Genomic DNA, 20,648 nt, shown 5'->3' on the forward strand with positions numbered 1-20,648 from the left:
ATCAGCGATCCTCCCCGATCTGTAGAATGATATTCATGGTGACTCCCAGGACAGCCAGATACACGCCCAGGTCAAACAGCATCGCGGTTGCCAGTTCTGTTTTTCCAAGTACAGGAAGTTCGAAGTAACCAAAGGTTTGACTTAAGAAGGGTACACCGAACAAAAAGGAGCCCGCTCCGGTTAACAAGGCAATGCCCAGTCCGATGCCTGTCAGGGTTCGAAAATCAATAGGTAATGCTTTGCGTACGGTATCTGTACTGAACGCCAGTGCAATTAGAACCAGTCCGGCAGCCGTTACGAGACCGCCGATAAATCCCCCACCCGGATTATGGTGTCCAGCAAAGAATAGATGTAGGGCAAAGGTCAGGATGATAAAGACGACAACTTTGGTCGTCGTTTGCAACAACACATCGTTGCTTTGGAGGGGTACGGTATCCCATGTTGAAGAACTGCGTTCACGGTTGCCGTACTTTTTCGTATTGTCTGCTTCGTCATCCGACGCAGGATCCTGATCTTCAGTCTGTTCTTTCTTGCGGAATTTCAGTCTGGCGCCTAGGTCCCTTGCTTCGAGATTCAGATTAATCATGGAGTAGATGGACAAGGAAGCTACCCCAAGTACCATAATCTCCAGTAAGGTGTCGAAACCACGGAAGTCCACCAGCAGTACATTAACGACATTTTTGCCGCCAGCCAGATGGTAGCTTTCCTGAATGAAAAAGTCGGAAATGCTCTCCAGTGATGCGGTTCCACTCGCGGCTAATGCGACAAAGGTCATAACCACTCCGACAGCAATGGCCACAACCATATTCACAGTGAGATACCGTTGGCTTGATCTGCCTCGTTGCAGCTCAGGCAGGTGGTAGAAGCAGAGCAGGAACAAGGCAACCGATACCGTTTCGACAATCATTTGGGTCAATGCCAAATCCGGGGCTCTGAACAGAACGAATAACAACGTCACGAGATAACCAACTGCGCCTGTCATAATGACTGCGGATAGCCTGTTCTTGGCAAATGGGATCGAAATCGCTGCCGCGATCAGCGCGACAAGCAGCACGGCCTCATAGAATGAAAAGGGGGCATTACCCTTGAAATTCCAGGTGATATTTTCCCCTGAGCGGAAAAAGGCATAGACCAGCAATGCAACGGTGAACGAGAAAATGTATACCAGATAATTACGAACTGAACCGTTCATATAGGCTTCGGTCCATTTGCGTGCATAATGCTGAAGATTATCAAGCACGACGTGATACATATTGTTTATCGTCAGCCCTTGTGGGTAGTGCTCATATATATTTTTCCAGCGGGGCAGCAATTTGTATAAGGTTACCCCCAAGGCCATTACACCGACGGTCATGATCAATTCCGGTGTGATACCATGCCATAACGAGAAATGAACATCAAAGTGCTCATTTCCGCTTAGCAGAGAAGGAAGCACTCCTGCCATCGCCGGTTCAATTAATGATCCAGCCAGCAGATTCGGGAATAGCCCGAATGTAATCACGAGTATGCCGAGAATGACTGGAGGAATCAGCATGCCAACAGGAGCTTCATGGAGCTTCTCGGCAGGAATCTCACTGCGAGTGTGACCGAGGAACGTTTTGAACACAATAATGAGCGCATAGATCAGAGTGAATACACTTGCGAGCCAGGCGAACACAGGCAAGAGTACACTCCATGACCCGAGTCCAAATATACGGAAGTGTGTCACTTCCACCATGGCCTGGAAGAACAGTTCCTTGCTCAGAAATCCGTTAAACGGCGGAATTCCGGCCATGGCGAGTGCTCCGACGAGTGCTACCGTAAAGGTCACAGGCATAAATGAAGCAAGTCCGCCGAGTTTCCTTATGTCCCGCGTACCTGTCTCATGATCCACAATACCAACGACCATAAACAAAGCGGCCTTGAAGGTAGCGTGGTTGAACAGATGAAGCAGAGCTGCCGTAATGGCAACGGTGTACATCGCGGAGGATTCGCCATATCCGAAATAGAGGGCTGCTGAGCCAACGCCGAGCAGAGACATGATTAGACCAAGCTGTGAGATGGTAGAATAGGCCAGAATGGCCTTAAGATCATTTTTTTTCACGGCAAGGAAAGATCCATAACAAAGGGTGAACAGCCCAACCCCGGTGACGAGCCAAAACCATACTCCCTGTCCACCAAAGATCGGTGTGAACCGGGCTATGACATACAGTCCTGCCTTGACCATCGTAGCCGAATGCAGATAGGCGCTGACGGGCGTGGGAGCTTCCATCGCGTCAGGCAGCCAGATGTGGAACGGGAACTGTGCCGATTTGGTAAAAGCACCGACCAGAATGAGCACAAGTGCAGGCAAGAAGAGCGCACTTTCCTGAATCTGTCCCCATTCTGTAATCGTTGCGCGGATGCTGAACGTACCCGTCATGAGGTACATCAGCATGAACCCGGCAAGCATGGCAAAACCACCAAAAACAGTAATGAGGAACGACTTCTGTGCGCCCGAAGTGGACGCTTTGCGTTTGTAGTGAAAAGCGATCAAGAGAAAGGACGTAATACTGGTCAATTCCCAGAATCCATACAATACAATCATATTATCTGACAGCACCACGCCGAGCATGGCTCCCATAAACATCAACAGATACAGGTAGAAGCGATTCAAGGCTTCTTTGGTATCCATATAGAAAATGGAATAAAGGACCACCAAGGTTCCTATTCCCGTGATTAAGAGTGTCAACAGCAGACTTAGACCATCCAGATATAGATTAAATCCAATGTCCAGTGAAGGAATCCATGGAATATATCCGGATACCGTATTCCGCTGGGACACGGCGGGTATGAGGCTCGCAAAATAGACAAATAACAGGGCCGGGACAAGCAAGACCGGCCATCCCATATGTATTTTACGGAAAAATTGATGCAGCATGGCAAGAATAATACCAGCGGCAAAAGGCAGAATCACAGCAACATGAAGCAGGCTCAACATTACACCCCCAATGACTGAATTTCTAATGCGTTCTGTTATAACAAACAAGTCCATCATTACCGATATGGCATGCTTGCTCTCTATATTCATAACCCAAGTATGTATATACAGAATCGTGACTATTCTTTGAATGGGAGAAACACGATGCCGATCATGTCCTCCTATTGTAGGACATGTAGTTTAAACCTGCCGGGGTCCAACTGCTGCTGAATCAGTTTCAATATAGCTTTCCCACTTTCTCATGGGTTGGATTCATTGCGCGGTGAAAACATCTCGGGACGACCTGTGTAACAGGAGGGAATTAAGGGTAAATTTATCGTATATGTCTATGATGCAGTCCTGTGGAAATGAACCCAAGAGGAGAAGCATGTGCTTATGTAGAAGATATAATACAGAGCCTGAACAAACCGTTTATTATAGATGTTGAGCGGATTCATAGGGGTTGATGCATTGGCTGCGCGGAATATCCAGGCAACAACAATCCGAGTGAAATGATCCGCATGGTTGATGAGTCACTGTATGAATCGAGACGTGCGGGCCAAAATAGAGTAACTTTCTATCTCAAGTTAAGGACATAGATTGAAACAATAGCGCATTACGAATCATAGAACCGGGTTCGGACAAGGAGCGATGAAATGTCAGGAAAATATACAACCGTACCATACGGTTACGAGCCGCCCGCGGCCAGCCGGAAAGGCACGCTGACTTTTTATGATTCATTCGAGCATGTAACTGATGAACAACTTGAACGCGCGGCTGCAACGGCGGATACACGTTCTTTCGAACAGCTTGTGTTATATCCATTGCATGAAAGTACAGTTAAACGAATAAGCCGGGATGCCGTACAGGCTTATTACAAAAGAGAAGATCGTCTTCATGACTGGAGGAGGGAGCATCCTGCGTCCCGCATAAGGGTGGAATCATTGGAGGGCAAAAGGAAGAAATATACGCCGATCGATACAGCTTTGCGGCATCTTACAGCAGAATACAAGGCTCCTCACTTCTTGTATCTGACTTCGGAGATGGCGAATCAGTTCGCTTCGTTCGACTCTTTTAACGATTGGATCAAAGAATTGCGTCTGATTATTGATGGGCAGCCGGTTAAGCTCCACCCGAAGCTGGAGCAAAATGCACATCGATGGGAATGGGCAGAGTGAACCAATCTGGTTCGGAGTTACGATTAGTAATAAAAAAAGTAGTGTCGCACAACCGGATTATCGGTGAGCAGCACTACTTTTTTTACGTTTTAGAGGAAGCTTAAACCGGATCAAGGGACGTCATTGTTTTATTTTTCCCCGTTCGTTTGGCGGCATACAGACAGGCATCCACTTCTTCAAACAATATGTCCTTCGTCAGATGGGGACTGTAGCTTTTGAGGCCAACAGATACTGTAATATAAGCTCCTTCGAGTTCTTTATGAACGCTTCGGGCAATTTTCTTCCGAATCTGCTCCACCATGGCATAAGCCTGCTCGAAAGATTGCTCAAACATTAACAGCGCGAATTCTTCTCCGCCATAACGTGCGGCGATATCGCTTGATGTGATGTTCTCCTGAATGACCCGAGACACTCTTTCCAGAATGGCGTCTCCCACCCGGTGTCCATATGTATCATTAATGGATTTGAAGTTGTCAATATCCAACAGCGCCAGGTGAAGACTCATGCCATTCGTGGCATACTCAAACGCTTTTTCATAATAGTCCTTAAAGGAGCTTTGATTATACAGCTTGGTTAACCCGTCAGTCTTGGATTGTTTGCTCATAATCGCGTTTCGCACAATCAGATCCTGTTTGGCAAGCATATTGGCCTGAAGCTCATCCAGCACCTCGACGCCGCTCGTAACAATCAGTTGCGCAACATATGTACCTACAATGAGAAAAGCCGGAATGGAAATCATATCAAACGAGGACAAATAGAGCCGATAGGCTGGGTCGCAGAGGACGATGAGATAGCCAGTCATCTGCATGAGGCATACCATCCATACCTTTTTCTTGCTGAAGAACAGAACAGAAGCGAAGATCGGCAGCAGACAAATGGCTAGTATGATCCGAATATCGTAATTAACATGAATAATGGTCCAGGCTATGATCGTGCTGGCGATGGACATGGAATAGAAGGAAAATGAACTGAAATGGCGTTCCACCCAATTGGCGATCAGAATAGCTAGAGTGCTGGCTAAGGTAGGCCAAAATAAAACATGGATCATAAAATCTTCCGGAGTGCGATCATAATCCAGAAACTGAAAGCAGCCTATTTGAATGACAACATGCGTTAAAACGACAACCCAGTATGCACGAAGCATTTTTTTGATCCAGTTGGAATGATTTGATTCGTAACCGGTTGGAATATGGTTGCTATGTAAGTTGGGAATCTTCAAATTATCACCGCTGACTGCATCATAATGATACGACAGACACCGCTCTCGTATAATCTGATTATAGAACACATTGTGCGAAACGCAAATCATTTAATTATGAAAATGGAAACTAAGATTACATAAGTGCAAAGAGTACTAAGTAATTATCAGGGACAAACAAAAAAACAAATTAGGCTCATAGACTGTAACTGAAAGCTCCAATTCATATGACTGCAATTATGATGAAGGGGAGGTGAGATCAATTCCTCTTATCGTTCGTTCAACCGTTAATGCTACGGGAGCAATTACATTTACAGGCAATACGCTTGGACTGAGCCGTTCGGAAACCGCAGGAGTGCCGGGAACGCAGGACAGTATTGGAGCTTTTACTACAACTAACGCCAGCGTCCAGTACGGCACCTATCCCCTCGGAACCACAAGCCTGTATCAGAGCAACAGTTCAGCGGCTATACTCGTCCTTCCTGCTGGCAGCACCGTCTTGTATGCAGAATTGATCTGGGGCGGCAGTTACATCAATGGAACAATCAATCTAAGTGCTGCAATCAACAACCCGGTTACGTTTATTACACCCACAGGAACTTTCAGTGTTACCCCTGATCCACTTACCTACAATCAGTTCGATCTGGGGAATAATGCTGCTGGATATGTCCGCTCAGCCAATGTAACGACATTGGTTCAGAATGGCGGGGCGGGTACGTACATAACAGGGGCAGTGGTAGGGACTATTGTTATTCCTAGTGACTCCACGGCTAATCATGCGGGATGGACGCTTGGTGTCATTTACCAGAACCCCAGTCTACCCTTTCGCAACATGTCCTTGCGTGCTGGTGGGGTACTGGTTCAATCCACCTCTGCACCAGTTGTTACTACACTGACTGGATTTGCCACTCCGCTTTCGGGTGCATTGGGAGGGAGAGCCCTGTTCAGTGCGCAGGAGGGGGACGCGAACCGGACCGGGGACCAGGCATTATTCGGTCCGACCTCGGCAACATCGGTTGCCTTGTCCGGCCCCAATAATCTGGCTGCAAACTTTTTTGCCTCCCAAATCAATGGAGATACCGGAGCACTTAATACGACAGGAACGTTTGGGACACGAAATCAGATCAACGGGGCTCCAAGCACCAATATTATCGGTGGACGACAGGGTTGGGATATTACGAATGTGGATGTGTCAGCGAGACTGATTAACAACCAATCTTCTGCGGTGCTAACGCTGACGACCTCCGGGGATGCTTACATTGTTAATGCCAATGCGATTCAGGTTGATATTAATGCGCCCAAAATTACAGTGGCCAAGGCATCGGTTGCCTCCGGTGCGGTAGCGGGCGATAGTATTCTCTATACCGTGACCGTCAGCAATGCAGGTACAGCCAGTGCGGCCAGCGTGGTGTTATCTGATTCACTGCCTGCAGGGCTTACCTTCATTCCAGGGAGTGTAACGGTCGCTGGTGTGTCGCGCTCAACACTCGACGTGACGGCCGGCATTCCGCTGGGCTCATTAAACCTGTCCAGCAGCATCGTAATAACTTATCGTGCGCTCATTAGCCAGGATGCAAGCATATTGCAGCTGGTGAATTCAGCGAATGCCGCTTTTACGTTTCAAAGTGTGGCAGGGGGGTCAGTGATTACGGGAGTTATTCCGTCCAATAACTCTACACTTCCTGTTTATTCGCCAAACCTGTCCATTGTGAAGTCGGCGAGTACAACCAACGCCACGGTGGGTGACCAGGTCACGTATACGCTTCAGGTGAACAACGGAGGAAATGTGTCAGCCAACGTTACAGTGACGGATAACATTCCGAGCGGCAGTTCGTATATAGCAGGCAGCTTCCGTCTGAATGGAAATGTGATTGCAGGGGCCAATCCGGCGACAGGCGTTAATTTGGGAAGCCTCGCAGCAGGAAGTACAAATACAGTGACCTTCCAGGTACTTGTAACAAGCTTACCGACACCGCCCACTCTAGTGGAGCAGGCTACGGCTTCCTACTCCTTTAGCTCGCCTGACGGCCGGACTATTACAGGCACAATTGCCTCGAATACCTTAACGATCCCGGTAACATTGCCCAATGTGACGACGGTAAAATCAGCATCAGTCACCGATGTTGCTGTGGGGGAGACGTTCACGTATACCATAGTTACCACCAACAGCGGCATCGAGGTGATTAACAATGTGGTACTCACAGATGCTCTCCCTGCAGGAACAACATTTGTGTCTGGCAGTGCAACCGTAAGGGGAACGGCCGTACCTTCCGCAAATCCGACCAGTGGCATCTCTATTGGTACCATCGCAGCCGGAAGTTCTGCGACGGTGACGTTTCAGGTGAATGTGCAGTCTCTGCCTGCTTCAGGGTCGTTAGCCAACCGAGCGGTAGTTTCTTATAGCTCGGGTTCGTTCACGGGGATATCCAACTCCAATTCCATTACAACCCCTGTATACCAGGCAGTAATCGGCATCAACAAGTCCGCGAGCCAAACCAACGCGACATTGGGCGATCAGCTTGCATACACACTTGTGGTGACAAACAGCGGAAACATAGCAGCTCAAGTGACGGTAACCGATACCATTCCGGCTGGACTAACGTTTGTTCCGAATTCAGTAACGGTGAATGGTACTGCGCGTCCGGGAACCAGCCCTTTGACCGGGATAACATTGGGCAGTATTCTGCCGGGAGCTACGGCCACGGTGGTGTTTCGCGCTACACTCAGCACACTCCCGTCTCCGCCAACGCTGGAGAATCAGGGGACTGCAAATTATACGTACCAGCTTCCGAGCGGACGGAATCTCTCAGGCAGCAGTCAGTCCAATATCGTTCGCATACCTGCATCGGCCCCCAATATCTCCATTAGCAAAACCGTAAATACACCAGATGCGACGGTAGGCGACATCCTGACCTATACCGTTATTGCAACCAATGCGGGCATTAGTGCGGTCCAAAATCTGGTGATCTCCGATACGCCGACCGGTTCGGAATTCGTCTCCGGCAGTGTCACAATTAATGGAGCTGCTGCAAGGAATGCAAGTCCACTTTCGGGCATTGCTGTCGGTGCATTGAACAGCTCGAGCAGCGTTACGGTGACCTATCAAACAAGAGTGACATCCGTTCCGTCCACAGGTTCAGTCAGCAACCGAGCAAGTGCAGCATTTACGTCAGGCAGTTTTAATGGCGTTTCTTCGTCTGTCACGGTGAATACAACCATATATCAACCAGTGATCCAAGTAGCAAAAACAGCTAGCACCTCTAATTTGACGGTAGGGGATTCCTTTAACTACTCCATTCAGATCAATAATTCAGGCAATATTGCCGCGACGGTTACCTTGACGGATCCGATTCCTGCGGGAGCTGTGTTCAGTACGAACAGCGTCATTATTAATGGTGTACCTACACCAGGTGTAAGCCCGGCAGCAGGCATTAATTTGGGGTCGATCGCTGCAGGCTCAAGCGTAACAGTCACCTTTGTTGCAACGGTCACCAGTTTGCCTAATTCTAGGCAGTTGACTAACCAAGCGGTTGCATCATTCACCTACAGTCTTCCGAGCGGGAGAACGGTTGCCGGTTTTTTGTCATCGAACACGATTACCATTCCCGTATCTCTGCCCAATGTAACCATTGTAAACAGTGACAATGCAGAGTACGGCGTGGTCGGGGATGTCATTCAATACACATCTGTTATTCGAAATAACGGTACAGTAGCTGTAAATAATGTGTTATATGTCAACCCTCTTCCTGCGAATACCCCATTTGTACCCGGAAGCGTCATTGTGAACGGGACTTCATTCCCGCTCTCCAATCCGACCGCCGGCATTCCAATCGGTACGTTGGCTCCAGGAGCCGAGGTTACCGTAACTTTTGAGGTGACGATTACTATGCCGATCCCTTCACAGATTAACAATCAGTCGACGGTCAGCTTCACATCCGGTTCATTTTCGGGGTCATCATCATCCAATACAACACAGACTCCGGTAATACAACCGCAAATTTCACTCGTCAAAACAGCCAATACAGTAAATGCGACCGTAGGTGATACGGTGGTATATACGGTAACGGTAAGCAACACAGGCAACCTTCAGGCAAATGTTACGGTGACAGATACCATTCCTGCTGCGACTACTTTAGTAGCCAACAGTGTGGTGGTATCGGGTGTGCCGCAGCCTGGAGCGACGCCAGGAACAGGCATTCCGGTAGGTATTGTGGCAGCGGGAGCGACGGCTGTGGTCACATTTGCTGTTGTTGTGGATTCACTTCCATCTCCGCAGCAGCTTAGCAATGTTGCTACGTCGTCCTTTACATTTACACCTCCTGACGGACGTACGTTAACTGGCTCCGCCACTTCGAATACGCTCACGTTCCCGGTCTCGTCACCAAACGTCGCTGTCGTCAAAAGTACAGCTTCCACCGCGGCTACTGTAGGCGATACGGTGACCTACTCTATTCTGGTAACGAACAGCGGAATAGAACCGGTAAACAATATTCATTTTTCGGATCCGATTCCTGCCGGAGCCTCCTTCGTCGCAGGCAGTGTTACCGTGAATGGGGTGGTACAGCCCGGAGCCAATCCGGCAGGAGGGATATCGCTCGGCACACTCGCTCCCGGAACTTCCGCTACCGTCACTTTCAATATCAATGTTAACGCGATCCCGCCAAGTGGTCAGTTGAGCAATCGATCCACGGTCAGCTTTACCTCTGGAGCATTCTCAAGCACAACGTTCTCTAATACTGTGGTTACACCGGTATTCCAGCCCATCCTTTCGGCACAAAAAACAGCCAGTACACAAAATGCTACCGTTGGGGATACCGTCAGTTATACGGTAACCGTCACCAATCAGGGGAATTATGGTGCCCAGATTAACCTGACGGACAATATCCCTGCAGGGACCCTTCTCGTTACTAACAGTGTCATCGTGAATGGCCAGCCATTGCCTGCCGCCAATCCTGCAACAGGCATTCCCGCAGGCACTGTCGCTGCCGGGGCAACTACAACGATTACCTTTTCGGTTGTTATTGATTCCCTGCCATCTCCTCAACGGCTGGTGAACCAGGCCTCGGTCGCTCTTTCCTTCACGCTGCCTGACGGCCGCAACATCACGGGATCTGTTTTGTCTAACGTACTTACTATTTCGGTGTCGGCACCCGATGTCGATGTAGTTAAATCGACGACATCTATAGCTGTATCTGTTGGAGATGTCGTCCCGTACAGCATCGCAGTAACCAATAACGGCATTGCGACGGTCAGTAATGTGGTGTTCACGGATGTTTTGCCGGCAAGTACTGTTCTTAGAGCAAACAGCGTCTTTATTGATGGTGTTCTTCGAACAGGTGCCAATCCTTCAACCGGAATAACGCTTGGTTCTATCGCACCTGGAGTTACCGTGACTGTTCTATTTAGTGTGCAGGTGACAGCACTCCCGGCCAGTGCAATTCTAAACAATCAATCTACGGTGAGCTTTACATCAGGTGCCTTTTCAGCTACCACATTTTCGAATACGGTCACTACGCCTGTGTATCAGCCAATTCTCTCGGCTGTTAAAACGGGAAATCAGGCTTTAGCCACCGTCGGGGATACCGTTGTGTATAGCATTGCCATCTCCAATACGGGAAACTATGGGGCATCCGTCACGTTGACAGATACCATTCCAGCCGGAACAGAACTTGTCCCGAATAGCGTCATTATTAATGGAGCTTCAGCACCAGGAGCCGATCCGGCTTCAGGCATCCCGCTCGGCGTAGTCTCCACAACAACCACGGTCATATTCTCGGTCGTGATTGTTACTCTTCCCTTGAGTCAGTCGATAACCAATCAGGCTTCAGCAACCTATTCCTTTACCTTGCCAGACGGAAGAACACTGGGAGGCAGCATATCATCCAATGCTCTCAATATCCAGGTATCTTCTCCGAATGTCAGTGTGGTGAAGACGACTCCGGCAGTGGATGCTGTCGTTGGCGATACAATTGTATATGAAATGGTTGTGACCAATAATGGAATTGAACCGGTTAACAACGTCGTATTGACCGATCCAATCAGTTCAGCCACAACGTTTGTCACTGGCAGTGTTCTGGTGGACGGTGTTCCGCGTGCCTCGGCAAACCCGGCACTGGGCATTTCGCTTGGTACCTTGGCGCCTGGAGCATCTGTAGCAGTATCGTATGCAGTACGGGTTAAAACGCTGCCTTCACCGCCGCAAGTGAGCAGTCAGTCATCCGTAAGTTTCACATCGGGTGTTTTCTCGGGGGCAGCCTACTCGAATACGGTGATAACGCCAATTTATCAGCCGATTATTGGCTTAACCAAAACAGCGAGTACCTCCAATGCGACCATTGGTGACAACATCGTCTACTCTTTTTCCATTAACAACAGTGGGAATCTTGCAGTGAATTTGACATTAACGGATAACATTCCAAATGGAGCAGTATTGCTTCCAAACAGTGTCCTGATTGATGGTGTTCCACAACCAGGTGCCAATCCGGAAGCAGGAATTGTGGTTGGCACCATACCACCCGGAGGGTCTGTTAATGTAACGGTCTCGCTTGAAGTTACTGTGGATTCACTGCCGCAGAATCAACAGCTGGTCAATCAGGCAGTGGCAGACTATACCTTTAGTCCGCCGGATGGCCGTCAGCTGACGGGAACGGTGTCCTCCAACGTTCTGGTGATTCCTGTATCTGCACCGAATGTTAATGTTGTCAAAAGCACAAGTGCGATTGATGCTGTTGTTGGTGACGTGATCACCTATACCGTGGTTGTAACCAACAGCGGCATTGAAGTGGTTAATAACGTGGTCATGGTAGACCCTGTGCCAACAGGCACTGTATTCGTGCCGGGAAGTGTAACAGTAGATGGCGTCGCAAGACCTACCGGGAATCCAAATACAGGGATAACGCTCGGTTCAATTGCTGTCGGGGGTTCAGTTACCGTTACATTCAGAGTAGAGGTTGTGGTGATATGAGCCCATCTTCCGGTCCGTTGTCCCACTTGTTACAGAATCAGTCATTGGTTCGTTTCAGCTCGGGTACGACTGAACTGGAACAAGTGGCCTACTCCAATACGGTAGTTACACCATGGATCGGCCCCAGGTTGGAGGTTCGTAAGTTCTGCAACACCGCTGAGGCTGCTCTGGGGCAGACACTGACCTACCTGATTGAAATTGAGAACTCCGGTAATTGTTCTGCCATGGTACATGTGCTGGATTCACTTTCATCAGAAACTTCACTTCTTCCCAATAGTGTACTTTTGAATGGGGCTCCACTACCCGGAGTATCGCCGGAGAGCGGGATACCGGGGCAGGAAGTCGTGCCCGGAACGACGTTACGCATTCATTTCCAGGTGATTATCGTCGGTCTCCCACCGACCTTGAAACTGGTGAATCAAGCGAAGGTTCGATATGACTTTGTGACACCGGAAGGACGGACGGTTGAGGGAGAAGAGAAATCCAATGTGGTGGAAGTAAGTCTCATTTCCTCAAGTCTGTCGTTGGTTTTGAATGCAGATCGTGTACAGACCTTTGTCGGGGATATCGTCACGTACAACCTTCTGGTGAGCAATCCTGGTTTTTTGATAGGTAACAATGCGTGGGTGACCATTCCATTGCCCAAAGGTATTGAATTTCTACCGGGAAGTGTCATTGTAAATGAGATTTTTGTTCCCGAAACGACGCCTGATTCCGGAATTGCGATAGGTGATGTTCTACCCGGGCAATCGGTCCCTATCCAATTTCGGGTACAGGTCATGGGAGGAAGCATGGCAGAGAGTATAACAACCCAGGCTGTGCTGGAGTACACTTCAGGTGACAAGTTGGAAGTTGTGTATTCGAACGTAGCAACGCTGCAGATCATTCAGCCCCAGATTTCAATTGTAAAAAGTGTAAATCCGTCCATCGCTGCTCCTGGGGATACCGTTCAATACCAGATCACAGTACACAATGAAGGTTCATTTGCAGTCGATGCTATCGTAACGGATTTTCTCCCGCCAGGCCTGCTTTATGTCGAGGGAAGTCTCGGATGGAATGGCGTGAAGCGCGGTGGAACAAATCTGGTTAAAGGTATCAATCTGGGCACGCTGACTGCACGATCTACAGTTAACATCCAATTTGATGTGATCCTTTTAGAGCAGAAACAGGAGGAGGATGTACCTCCAGTCTTCGAGCTGATGAATCAGGCTCGCCTGATTTATACATTTCGCTTACCTGATTCTCGGTCCGTGCAGCGAATCATATCCTCCAATACAGCTGTTATTCTGTTGAAGTACCCTATCATCTCTGTCCATGTGGAAGTGAAGCCTGACCTGATCGAACGAGGAGGGAATGTAACCTTTTATGTGCATGTGACCAACACAGGATCCTGGTCTGCGCGAGTGCAGTTGGCTGATGTGCTTCCGTCAGGTGCCAAATGGATTGGGAAGGCAGAAGTAAGCGAACAAGCGGTCATTTCAGGGTTCTCTACCCCAAGATATTTACATGTGGGAGAGTTGGAACCTGGAGCAGAAAGAGCAATCACCTACGTTGCTCAAATTTCCTCCGCTGAACAATTGGGAATCCAGCAGGGTTCCGTAACTGCAATGTACACCTACGAGTGGAACGGGCAGAGGCATTCAGGAACGTCCATTTCGAATGTATACACCATTATTGTCGAAGATGGCGATGAATAATGGGAGACAATAGCTTTTAGCTGTAAATGTAAGTAATTTTTTGCTTCATTAAGGAGTCATGACATTACACGAACGTAAATGAATGGTATACTAATTGAAATTGACCTCGGCAAACAACCCGTGAATCGGGACGTCGGATTAGCTATAGAGGAGGCCGCTACATTGGCAAAAGCAAAAGTTGCAAAAAGACCTACCCGGGATGAGTTTGAACTTGAAGAGTTGGGGAATCGGTTAGTTGAAGCATTTCATGAACGTTCGGAAGTATTGCTGACTGTATGGGGGAAGGAAGACCAGGTTCATGGGATCATTATTAAGCTGGATTCACGTACCCGGCTTGTGCATGTGGAGTATACAGAGGAAGAATTGACGGCCAAAGTGCCGTTCCTTGATATTATGCGTATTGATTCTCCACGTTATTAAACGGAGATGATAAACTGGGTCTGAATAATTAGGGCATCCGCCCTGTCAAAAACGTTCTCCCTGCATAAGATAACCCATACCTGTTGCAGAGGAGGTACGGTCAATGAGCGAAGTATTAGGTGGAGAAACAAGAGGCTACGGATACGGAGGTTTCACTTCTGTAGGTGCCATTTTGGTTCTGTTCATCCTGTTGGTTATCATCTCCAAAGCGTTCCTGGTATAATACGTCATTCTCATTGAATGAAAGAAGCTCTGCCATGATGGCAGAGCTTTTTTTGTTCATATTCAGAATTGCCGTTTGCGGCTGAAGAGTCCGTAGAGGACAACAATGACGACAGGATATAGAACAGCCCATCCCGCAAACGGGAATACGATTGCTGTCGCCACAAAAGAAATCCAACTGATCAATACTCCAGTACGACTGCCCTTGAGTAATCGAATTCCAGCTGCACATCCCCCAAGATAGGTGAGAATGAACGTTGCATTGGGAAGCTGAATGAGTGTAGTCAGTGATACAAGCCCGGACCCATAAATGCAGAGGACCAGAGTGAAGCAGACTGCTAGGAACCCGATTGCTGCTACCGGTGTATGGTACCGACTGGACAAGTGTGACATCCATTGTGGGGCGGCTCCTTGTCTTGCAAGTGCATAGGCAACCCGTGATGCGGCTCCAGCATAAGCAATAACCGTAGCGGTGCAGATAAATATGCCAGTCAACCCGGCAAGAATCCCTCCCCAGGAGCCAAGTGCCTGACTAATAATCCATACAAGGGAGACATCAGCTCCGCCATGAAGGTAGCTTTGGGTACCTACAGTTGCCAGGGCAGTCAGGAAATAGAGCACTCCCACGATGATGGCTGCGATGGTTACGCCCTTAATGGCGGCCTTTCGCGGGTCCGTGAATTCTTCTGATAAGTGCGATACGGCTTCCCAGCCGATAAAACACCAAAACAAAATGGCTCCGGCCTGACCAACGCTTACCCAACCATTCGGCATAAATGGTGTGAAATGTGTGGATTCCATGTTTGGAATTGCGAACACAAATGCCATGACAAGCACGACAATAATCGCCAGCACAACACCGATCTGCACCTTGCCAGCGACCTGCATGCCCACGATATTAATGATCAGTCCAGCTGCGAGCATCAGAGCAGCGATAGCTGTTCTGTATCCTTCACCGAGGCCCAGTGCAGCCGTCATATAACCTGCTCCTGTCAGAGATGCAACGGGAGCGCCGATCGGAACGGACATTAGAAAGAACCAGCCAACTAAAGCTCCTGCCCGTTGTCCGAAAGCGAGAGTAACAAAATGGGACACGCCACCTGCGTTGGGGTAACGTGCCGAGAGTAGCCCCATGGACAAGGCAAGCGGAAGAATCAGTAACACCATGCCTCCCCAGGCGAGGAGTGAAGCAGGGCCTGCCAGTTCGGCAGCAAGTCCGGGTACAATCAGGACACCTGAACCGAGAACTGCACTTATATAAAGCGCAACAGCTTGCGGCATACCTATGGTTTTTTTGAGCTGCGTAGATGAGTTCATGAAATATAAAGGCCTGCCTTCCAGAATGAAATGATATTGGATAGAGAACTATGTAATTATATAGGAAGAGACTCATTCAGTCATTGGCGAATTATGTAGAAAAATCAATGTAAGTCCAGTTGTCGTTATGATAGAATAAAACCATCCCTAGAGAAAGAATGAGGTGTAATTCTGATGAGTAAAGAGCTGACACAATCTTTAAATGAACAAATGAACTTTGAGTTTTATTCGGCACATGTATATCTTGCGATGGCTGCATACTGTTCCAGCAAAAGCCTGGATGGATTTGCGAATTTCTTCATCGTGCAGGCGGAGGAAGAGCGGTTCCATGGGATGAAAATATACAAATTCCTGAATGACCGTGGACAACGGGCAACTCTTGATGCATTGCCAGAGCCGAAGAATGAATATTCCTCGATGCTGGATGTATTCGAACACGGATATGCACATGAGCAGCAAAACACAAAGAAATTCTACAATTTGGCTGATATTGCCCTGAATGAGCGCGAACATGCCACGATGTATTTCCTGAAATGGTTTATTGACGAGCAAGTCGAAGAGGAAGCTTTGTTTGACAATATCATTCAGAAATTACGCCGTATCGAGAAAGACAGCAATGCCTTCTACATGCTGGACGCTGAGTTTGGCAAGCGTTCGTTCACCGCTCCTGCGGAGTAACAGGGGACGAATGCAATTACGACATGGATTATCCGTGTATGAAATAAATCGATTTACATATGAAAAGTCTGCCTTTGGCAGGCTTTTTTTGTTATTCCAGTATAGGTGTAATTCCGACTTGCGTTAAATTAATTCCTGGCATCCATCTATCAGAATCCACAATTTGGGTTAATAGAAAATATGTCAACATGGAACTATCCCGTCGGATGTTCTTTTTCGAGCAAATCTATCAAATTCGTTTTATTTTTTTGGCTAATCTGACAAAAGTGTAACTCGAACGTAGTATTTGAAACGAGAATGGGACGCAACCTTTTTGATAGAATTAGGATTATCGCCAAGGGCTGCAATGAGAGAAACATAGACACCCGGGGAAATACAAGACATAAGGGAGACTTTTATTATGCTACATATTCGTAAAACGTTCATCACCGCACTCGCTATTCTATTCATCATTCCATTTCTATTGCCGCAATCGGCTTCAGCTGCATCATCCACATCCAAGAATGCTGGAAATAAAGCGAATGCCAAAATCATATATTTGACGTTTGATGATGGGCCAACAGCCCATACGGGACAACTGTTGGATATTTTGGATCAGTATAAGGCCAAAGCGACATTCTTTATGCTCGGACCTCAGATGGAGAAGTTTCAAAAGGCCACCAAACGCATTGTTGCAGATGGACATGGACTGGGCCTGCATGGTGTAACGCATGTTCCTGGGAAATTTTATAAATCTGCGTACAGTGGACTGAGAGAAATGCAACAGGCAAATGAAAGTCTGAATAAGGTAGCTGGAGTCAAAACAAGTCTGGTTCGTACCCCGTACGGTAGCAAGCCGTATCTCAAGTCCGCATACCGCAATGTATTGCTGGGACAGGGGGGATTCCATCTGTGGGATTGGAATGTGGATTCCGAGGATTGGAAGTATAAGAAGGATCATCAGAAAGTTTACAACAGCGTAATGAAACAGATTCACAATGTGCAAAAGGGTGGAACAACTCCGGTAGTACTGATGCATGACCAGGAAGCGACATTGAAGGTACTTCCACAAGTGTTAAAGACACTGAAAGCAGAAGGGTACCAGTTTGAAGTGCTGACCAAGAAAGTACAGCCAGTGAATTTTTGGAATGACAAACGCTAATACGTGCAGACTTGAAATAGATATACGGATTCCAATACAGGCTTCAAGGAGGACAACAACATGAGTAAACCTAAACTATGGAAAACCATTCCTGTGACGACAGCGGTGCTGCTTGCTCTTGCGGGGTGTGGAGGTCAGGATACCAAGTCATCCTCGCCAGACAACACTCCTCCTGCGGTTGGTGAACAGGCACAGTCGGGCAGTGGGGGAGCCGATTTCTCCAACGGAACGAAAGATAGTGGAGCAGATACAACCGGAACAACGGGCACGGAGGGTTCTGCAGGAAGCGGGACATCGGCATCGAATTCGGAAACAGGCAGTAATGGTCAAGTCCAGCAAAGTGTGAACGAGGTCATTAAGGATATTCGTAGTCAGTTGAAAATGAAAAACGCTTTATTGCCGACTTCGTTTACTCTGGCTAAAGGAAAAAACCTGACTGCATCGATCCCTTCGAATGATTCAGAAGCTTTTCGGATAAACTTCTATACTACTGATCAACCTGTTGCAGTTAATGATGCTTCGTTGACGGTTTCTGGCAGCAAGGTGCCGGTTCTGGCTTCTTATGAAGTGAAGACGTATAAAGACCCGAACAGTACAGATATCTTCCCCGAGACAGACCTGAAAGACATTCCAAAGGACATGACGGTGGATCTGGGACATGGTATTAAAGGAATGGTTGAAGGTGCAGCGGGCACCCAGTATTTAACCTGGGAGGAAGGCCGATGGACGCTTCAGATCCGTTCTGTTTCCGAGGACAACATGAATAATCCTAGTATTGCGAAGAAGATGGTAGAGTACCTTGAATCACATACGCTGCCAGTGCCGAAGAACAAAGGCTTCGTAAATGTGGAGTATCCAAGTGGTGGCAAAAGCGTTAATGTAACCATTTCCTGGCAAGATGGCAAGCAGATTCATCAGCTTCAGACCCATCAGGTGCCACTTGATGCACTGGGTATGGTTGTTTCCGTTAAGTAACCTGGTTTCCAAAGAAATAGAAATGGGCTGGCCTGGAGTGAGTGCTCCAGGCCAGCCCATTCATGTATTAGGCAAATTGCATCATACTATGATGTAGCTTGCTTATTTGTGTTTCAGTGGGTTAAAGCGGTACTTTCATTTGAACCACCCTTTTTCCTTCGAACGGGTAATCGCTTCGATACGGTTACTCGCGTTTAACTTGTTAAGGATAATAGAGATGTAATTCCGCACCGTGCCGGTTGTAATAAAAAGATGTCCGGCAATTTCCTTCGTGTTCTTGCCGTCTGCCATGAGTCCTAATACAGCATGCTCACGTTCGGTCAGCGGGTTCTCCTGAACATAAGCCTCGTCTACCAGGTCAGGGGCGAAGATGCGTCTTCCACTCATGACCTGACGAATGGTTTCAGCCAGTTCTTCAATCGGACTATCCTTAAGCAGGTATCCGCGAACACCACCTTTAAGCGCACGTTCGAAATAGCCGGTTCGGGCAAAAGTGGTTAGAATAATGACTTTACAGTTCAAACCTTTCATCTCTTCTGCCGCTTCCAGTCCACTTTTGACAGGCATTTCGATATCCATCAGACAGATATCTGGAGTCAGTTCCCTGACAAGTGTCAGAGCTTCCTCTCCATTGCTAGCCTGCCCTACCACCTGCATGTCTTCTTCCAGATTGAGCAGGGAAGACAAGGCGCCCAGCATCATACGTTGGTCTTCGGCGATTACGATTCTGATCATGTTGCATCCTCCTTCATTGGTTTTCGCGTCAGCTTGGGCACCTGAATGACGATTTGTGTACCTGTTCCGTTTGCTCCGGAGCGAAGGTCCAGACAACCGTTCACAAATTCGAGCCTTTCCTTCATACCTAAAATGCCGGTACCGCGCCGATCCTTGTTGCGTGTGCGTTCCATGCCTACACCGTTATCCTGAACCGTTAAAATGTTATCCGACAGTGTCTCTTTAATGGTGATGGTGCATACCGTGGCCTGACTGTGTTTGACGACATTCGTGACGGCTTCTTTCAGACACATGCCGAGCACGTTTTCATTCAGCTGGGACGTATCCTGCAATTTCGGATTGCCTTCCAGTACAAATTCAATCGAAGCGGCCTTCAGAATCTGTTCAGCACGGAAAAGTTCGTCCACCAATTGGGTACCACGCATGGTCGTAACCATTTCACGAACTTCCTTCAGAGCCGTGCTTGCCGTTTGTCTCAGGTCGTTCAATTCAATCTCGGCTTGATCAGGATTCATGCGGAGCAAACGTTTGGCCAGATCGGTTTTCAGACCGATGAGAGAGAGCTTTTGTCCAAGCGTATCATGCAGATCGCGTGCGATACGTTGCCGTTCTTCCATTTTCACAAGATCATCCAGCCGTTTGTTGGCACTTTCCAGTTGGCCTTCAAGTTGTTCACGCTTGTTTTTGTTATACGTGCTAATCGGGAGCAGGATGGATGCCATCAGACTGATGAATACAAATGGAAACTGACTGAGTAACAGGGTGCTCTGTTTGATGAAACTGTAATTGATAGTTAGAAAACTGGCAGCCAGATTCACCGAATAGAGAGTAAAGAAGCCGGCTTTATTTTTAATATTCCCAATAAAAAAAGCAAGAAACAATGAGAAATAGGCATAATCATAAGCGATGGTCATCGTGATCGAGATCGCGATCAGCAGTCCAATCCACATATAGACCTGCCATCCCTTCGTGATGAAGGCAAGCAGATAACATACGAAGAAGAAGAGGATGATGAAAATCCCTGTGACCATCGGCCATAATTTGGAATATTGTGAGATATAGTAGAAAGGCAGGATGAAAAAGACGAGCCATACATATGGATTTAAACCTGTATTTTTATAAAAGAGCTGCATCCACTTTTGAATGAAAATTCTCCTCCTCAAACTTTTGCATTTGTACTCCAAC

General features: G+C 47.8%; 13 protein-coding genes. 8 read left to right on the top strand and 5 right to left on the bottom strand.

The genetic code is table 11. The annotated features are described in order from the left end of the window. Nucleotide 1: 1 nt before the first annotated feature. Nucleotides 2-2,956, bottom strand: coding sequence for a Na+/H+ antiporter subunit A (locus ACFTRD_RS09155; RefSeq protein ID WP_379381247.1), 2,955 nt, complete (start codon nucleotides 2,954-2,956; stop codon nucleotides 2-4). 638 nt (nucleotides 2,957-3,594) lie between these two features. Between ACFTRD_RS09155 and ACFTRD_RS09160 the strand changes: the two genes are divergently transcribed. Continuing rightward, nucleotides 3,595-4,116: a hypothetical protein gene (locus ACFTRD_RS09160; protein ID WP_379379038.1), complete on the top strand. Its 522-nt coding sequence runs from the start codon at nucleotides 3,595-3,597 to the stop codon at nucleotides 4,114-4,116. Nucleotides 4,117-4,216: 100 nt separating this feature from the next. Here ACFTRD_RS09160 and ACFTRD_RS09165 read toward each other — a convergent pair whose 3' ends face one another. Beyond that, on the bottom strand, nucleotides 4,217-5,335 hold the full coding sequence (locus ACFTRD_RS09165) for a GGDEF domain-containing protein (protein WP_379379040.1): 1,119 nt from the start codon (nucleotides 5,333-5,335) through the stop codon (nucleotides 4,217-4,219). 232 nt (nucleotides 5,336-5,567) lie between these two features. Here ACFTRD_RS09165 and ACFTRD_RS09170 point away from each other — a divergent pair, with 232 nt between their 5' ends. The 4 genes from ACFTRD_RS09170 (at nucleotide 5,568) to ACFTRD_RS09185 (ending at nucleotide 14,618) form a co-directional block, all read left to right on the top strand. Next, nucleotides 5,568-12,278, top strand: a complete 6,711-nt coding sequence (locus ACFTRD_RS09170; protein WP_379379042.1) for a DUF7507 domain-containing protein — start codon at nucleotides 5,568-5,570, stop codon at nucleotides 12,276-12,278. After that, entirely contained in the window at nucleotides 12,275-13,975 is a 1,701-nt protein-coding gene (locus ACFTRD_RS09175) for a COG1361 family protein (RefSeq protein WP_379379044.1), read from the top strand. The genes ACFTRD_RS09170 and ACFTRD_RS09175 overlap by 4 nt, the downstream gene beginning before the upstream one ends. Before the next feature lie 162 nt (nucleotides 13,976-14,137). Next, nucleotides 14,138-14,395, top strand: coding sequence for a YolD-like family protein (locus tag ACFTRD_RS09180; RefSeq protein WP_192266749.1), 258 nt, complete (start codon nucleotides 14,138-14,140; stop codon nucleotides 14,393-14,395). Nucleotides 14,396-14,498: 103 nt separating this feature from the next. Beyond that, on the top strand, nucleotides 14,499-14,618 hold the full coding sequence (locus ACFTRD_RS09185; RefSeq protein WP_017688846.1) for a hypothetical protein: 120 nt from the start codon (nucleotides 14,499-14,501) through the stop codon (nucleotides 14,616-14,618). A gap of 62 nt (nucleotides 14,619-14,680) precedes the next feature. On the opposite strand, the gene ACFTRD_RS09190 is transcribed toward ACFTRD_RS09185, so the two are convergent. Beyond that, nucleotides 14,681-15,934, bottom strand: a complete 1,254-nt coding sequence (locus tag ACFTRD_RS09190; RefSeq protein ID WP_379379047.1) for an amino acid permease — start codon at nucleotides 15,932-15,934, stop codon at nucleotides 14,681-14,683. A 174-nt stretch (nucleotides 15,935-16,108) separates the two neighbouring features. Here ACFTRD_RS09190 and ACFTRD_RS09195 point away from each other — a divergent pair, with 174 nt between their 5' ends. The 3 genes from ACFTRD_RS09195 (at nucleotide 16,109) to ACFTRD_RS09205 (ending at nucleotide 18,728) form a co-directional block, all read left to right on the top strand. Continuing rightward, nucleotides 16,109-16,612, top strand: coding sequence for a ferritin (locus tag ACFTRD_RS09195; protein WP_192266751.1), 504 nt, complete (start codon nucleotides 16,109-16,111; stop codon nucleotides 16,610-16,612). Nucleotides 16,613-17,012: 400 nt separating this feature from the next. Further along, nucleotides 17,013-17,753 (top strand): polysaccharide deacetylase family protein, encoded by a 741-nt coding sequence (locus tag ACFTRD_RS09200; protein WP_379379049.1) that lies wholly within the window; start codon nucleotides 17,013-17,015, stop codon nucleotides 17,751-17,753. Between the two features lie 60 nt (nucleotides 17,754-17,813). Continuing rightward, nucleotides 17,814-18,728, top strand: a complete 915-nt coding sequence (locus tag ACFTRD_RS09205) for a hypothetical protein (RefSeq protein ID WP_379379051.1) — start codon at nucleotides 17,814-17,816, stop codon at nucleotides 18,726-18,728. A gap of 135 nt (nucleotides 18,729-18,863) precedes the next feature. Here ACFTRD_RS09205 and ACFTRD_RS09210 read toward each other — a convergent pair whose 3' ends face one another. Together ACFTRD_RS09210 and ACFTRD_RS09215 are read right to left on the bottom strand one after the other, a co-directional pair. Beyond that, nucleotides 18,864-19,463 carry a response regulator gene (locus ACFTRD_RS09210; RefSeq protein ID WP_379379053.1) on the bottom strand — a complete coding sequence of 200 codons (600 nt, stop codon included), beginning with the start codon at nucleotides 19,461-19,463 and terminating at the stop codon, nucleotides 18,864-18,866. Next, nucleotides 19,460-20,608 carry a sensor histidine kinase gene (locus ACFTRD_RS09215; protein ID WP_379381249.1) on the bottom strand — a complete coding sequence of 383 codons (1,149 nt, stop codon included), beginning with the start codon at nucleotides 20,606-20,608 and terminating at the stop codon, nucleotides 19,460-19,462. Before ACFTRD_RS09215 ends, ACFTRD_RS09210 begins: the two co-directional genes overlap by 4 nt. Nucleotides 20,609-20,648 lie beyond the last annotated feature (40 nt).

Source organism: Paenibacillus sp. NPDC056933, assembly GCF_042674385.1.
Classification (GTDB): Bacteria; Bacillota; Bacilli; order Paenibacillales; family Paenibacillaceae; genus Paenibacillus.

Excerpts from the sequence above, each read along its gene's own strand:
- ACFTRD_RS09200 (WP_379379049.1), top strand. The coding sequence starts at position 17,013 with ATGCTACATATTCGTAAAACGTTCATCACCGCACTCGCTATTCTATTC.
- ACFTRD_RS09175 (WP_379379044.1), top strand. The coding sequence starts at position 12,275 with ATGAGCCCATCTTCCGGTCCGTTGTCCCACTTGTTACAGAATCAGTCA.
- ACFTRD_RS09210 (WP_379379053.1), bottom strand. The coding sequence starts at position 19,463 with ATGATCAGAATCGTAATCGCCGAAGACCAACGTATGATGCTGGGCGCC.
- ACFTRD_RS09195 (WP_192266751.1), top strand. The coding sequence starts at position 16,109 with ATGAGTAAAGAGCTGACACAATCTTTAAATGAACAAATGAACTTTGAG.
- ACFTRD_RS09185 (WP_017688846.1), top strand. The coding sequence starts at position 14,499 with ATGAGCGAAGTATTAGGTGGAGAAACAAGAGGCTACGGATACGGAGGT.
- ACFTRD_RS09190 (WP_379379047.1), bottom strand. The coding sequence starts at position 15,934 with ATGAACTCATCTACGCAGCTCAAAAAAACCATAGGTATGCCGCAAGCT.
- ACFTRD_RS09160 (WP_379379038.1), top strand. The coding sequence starts at position 3,595 with ATGTCAGGAAAATATACAACCGTACCATACGGTTACGAGCCGCCCGCG.
- ACFTRD_RS09205 (WP_379379051.1), top strand. The coding sequence starts at position 17,814 with ATGAGTAAACCTAAACTATGGAAAACCATTCCTGTGACGACAGCGGTG.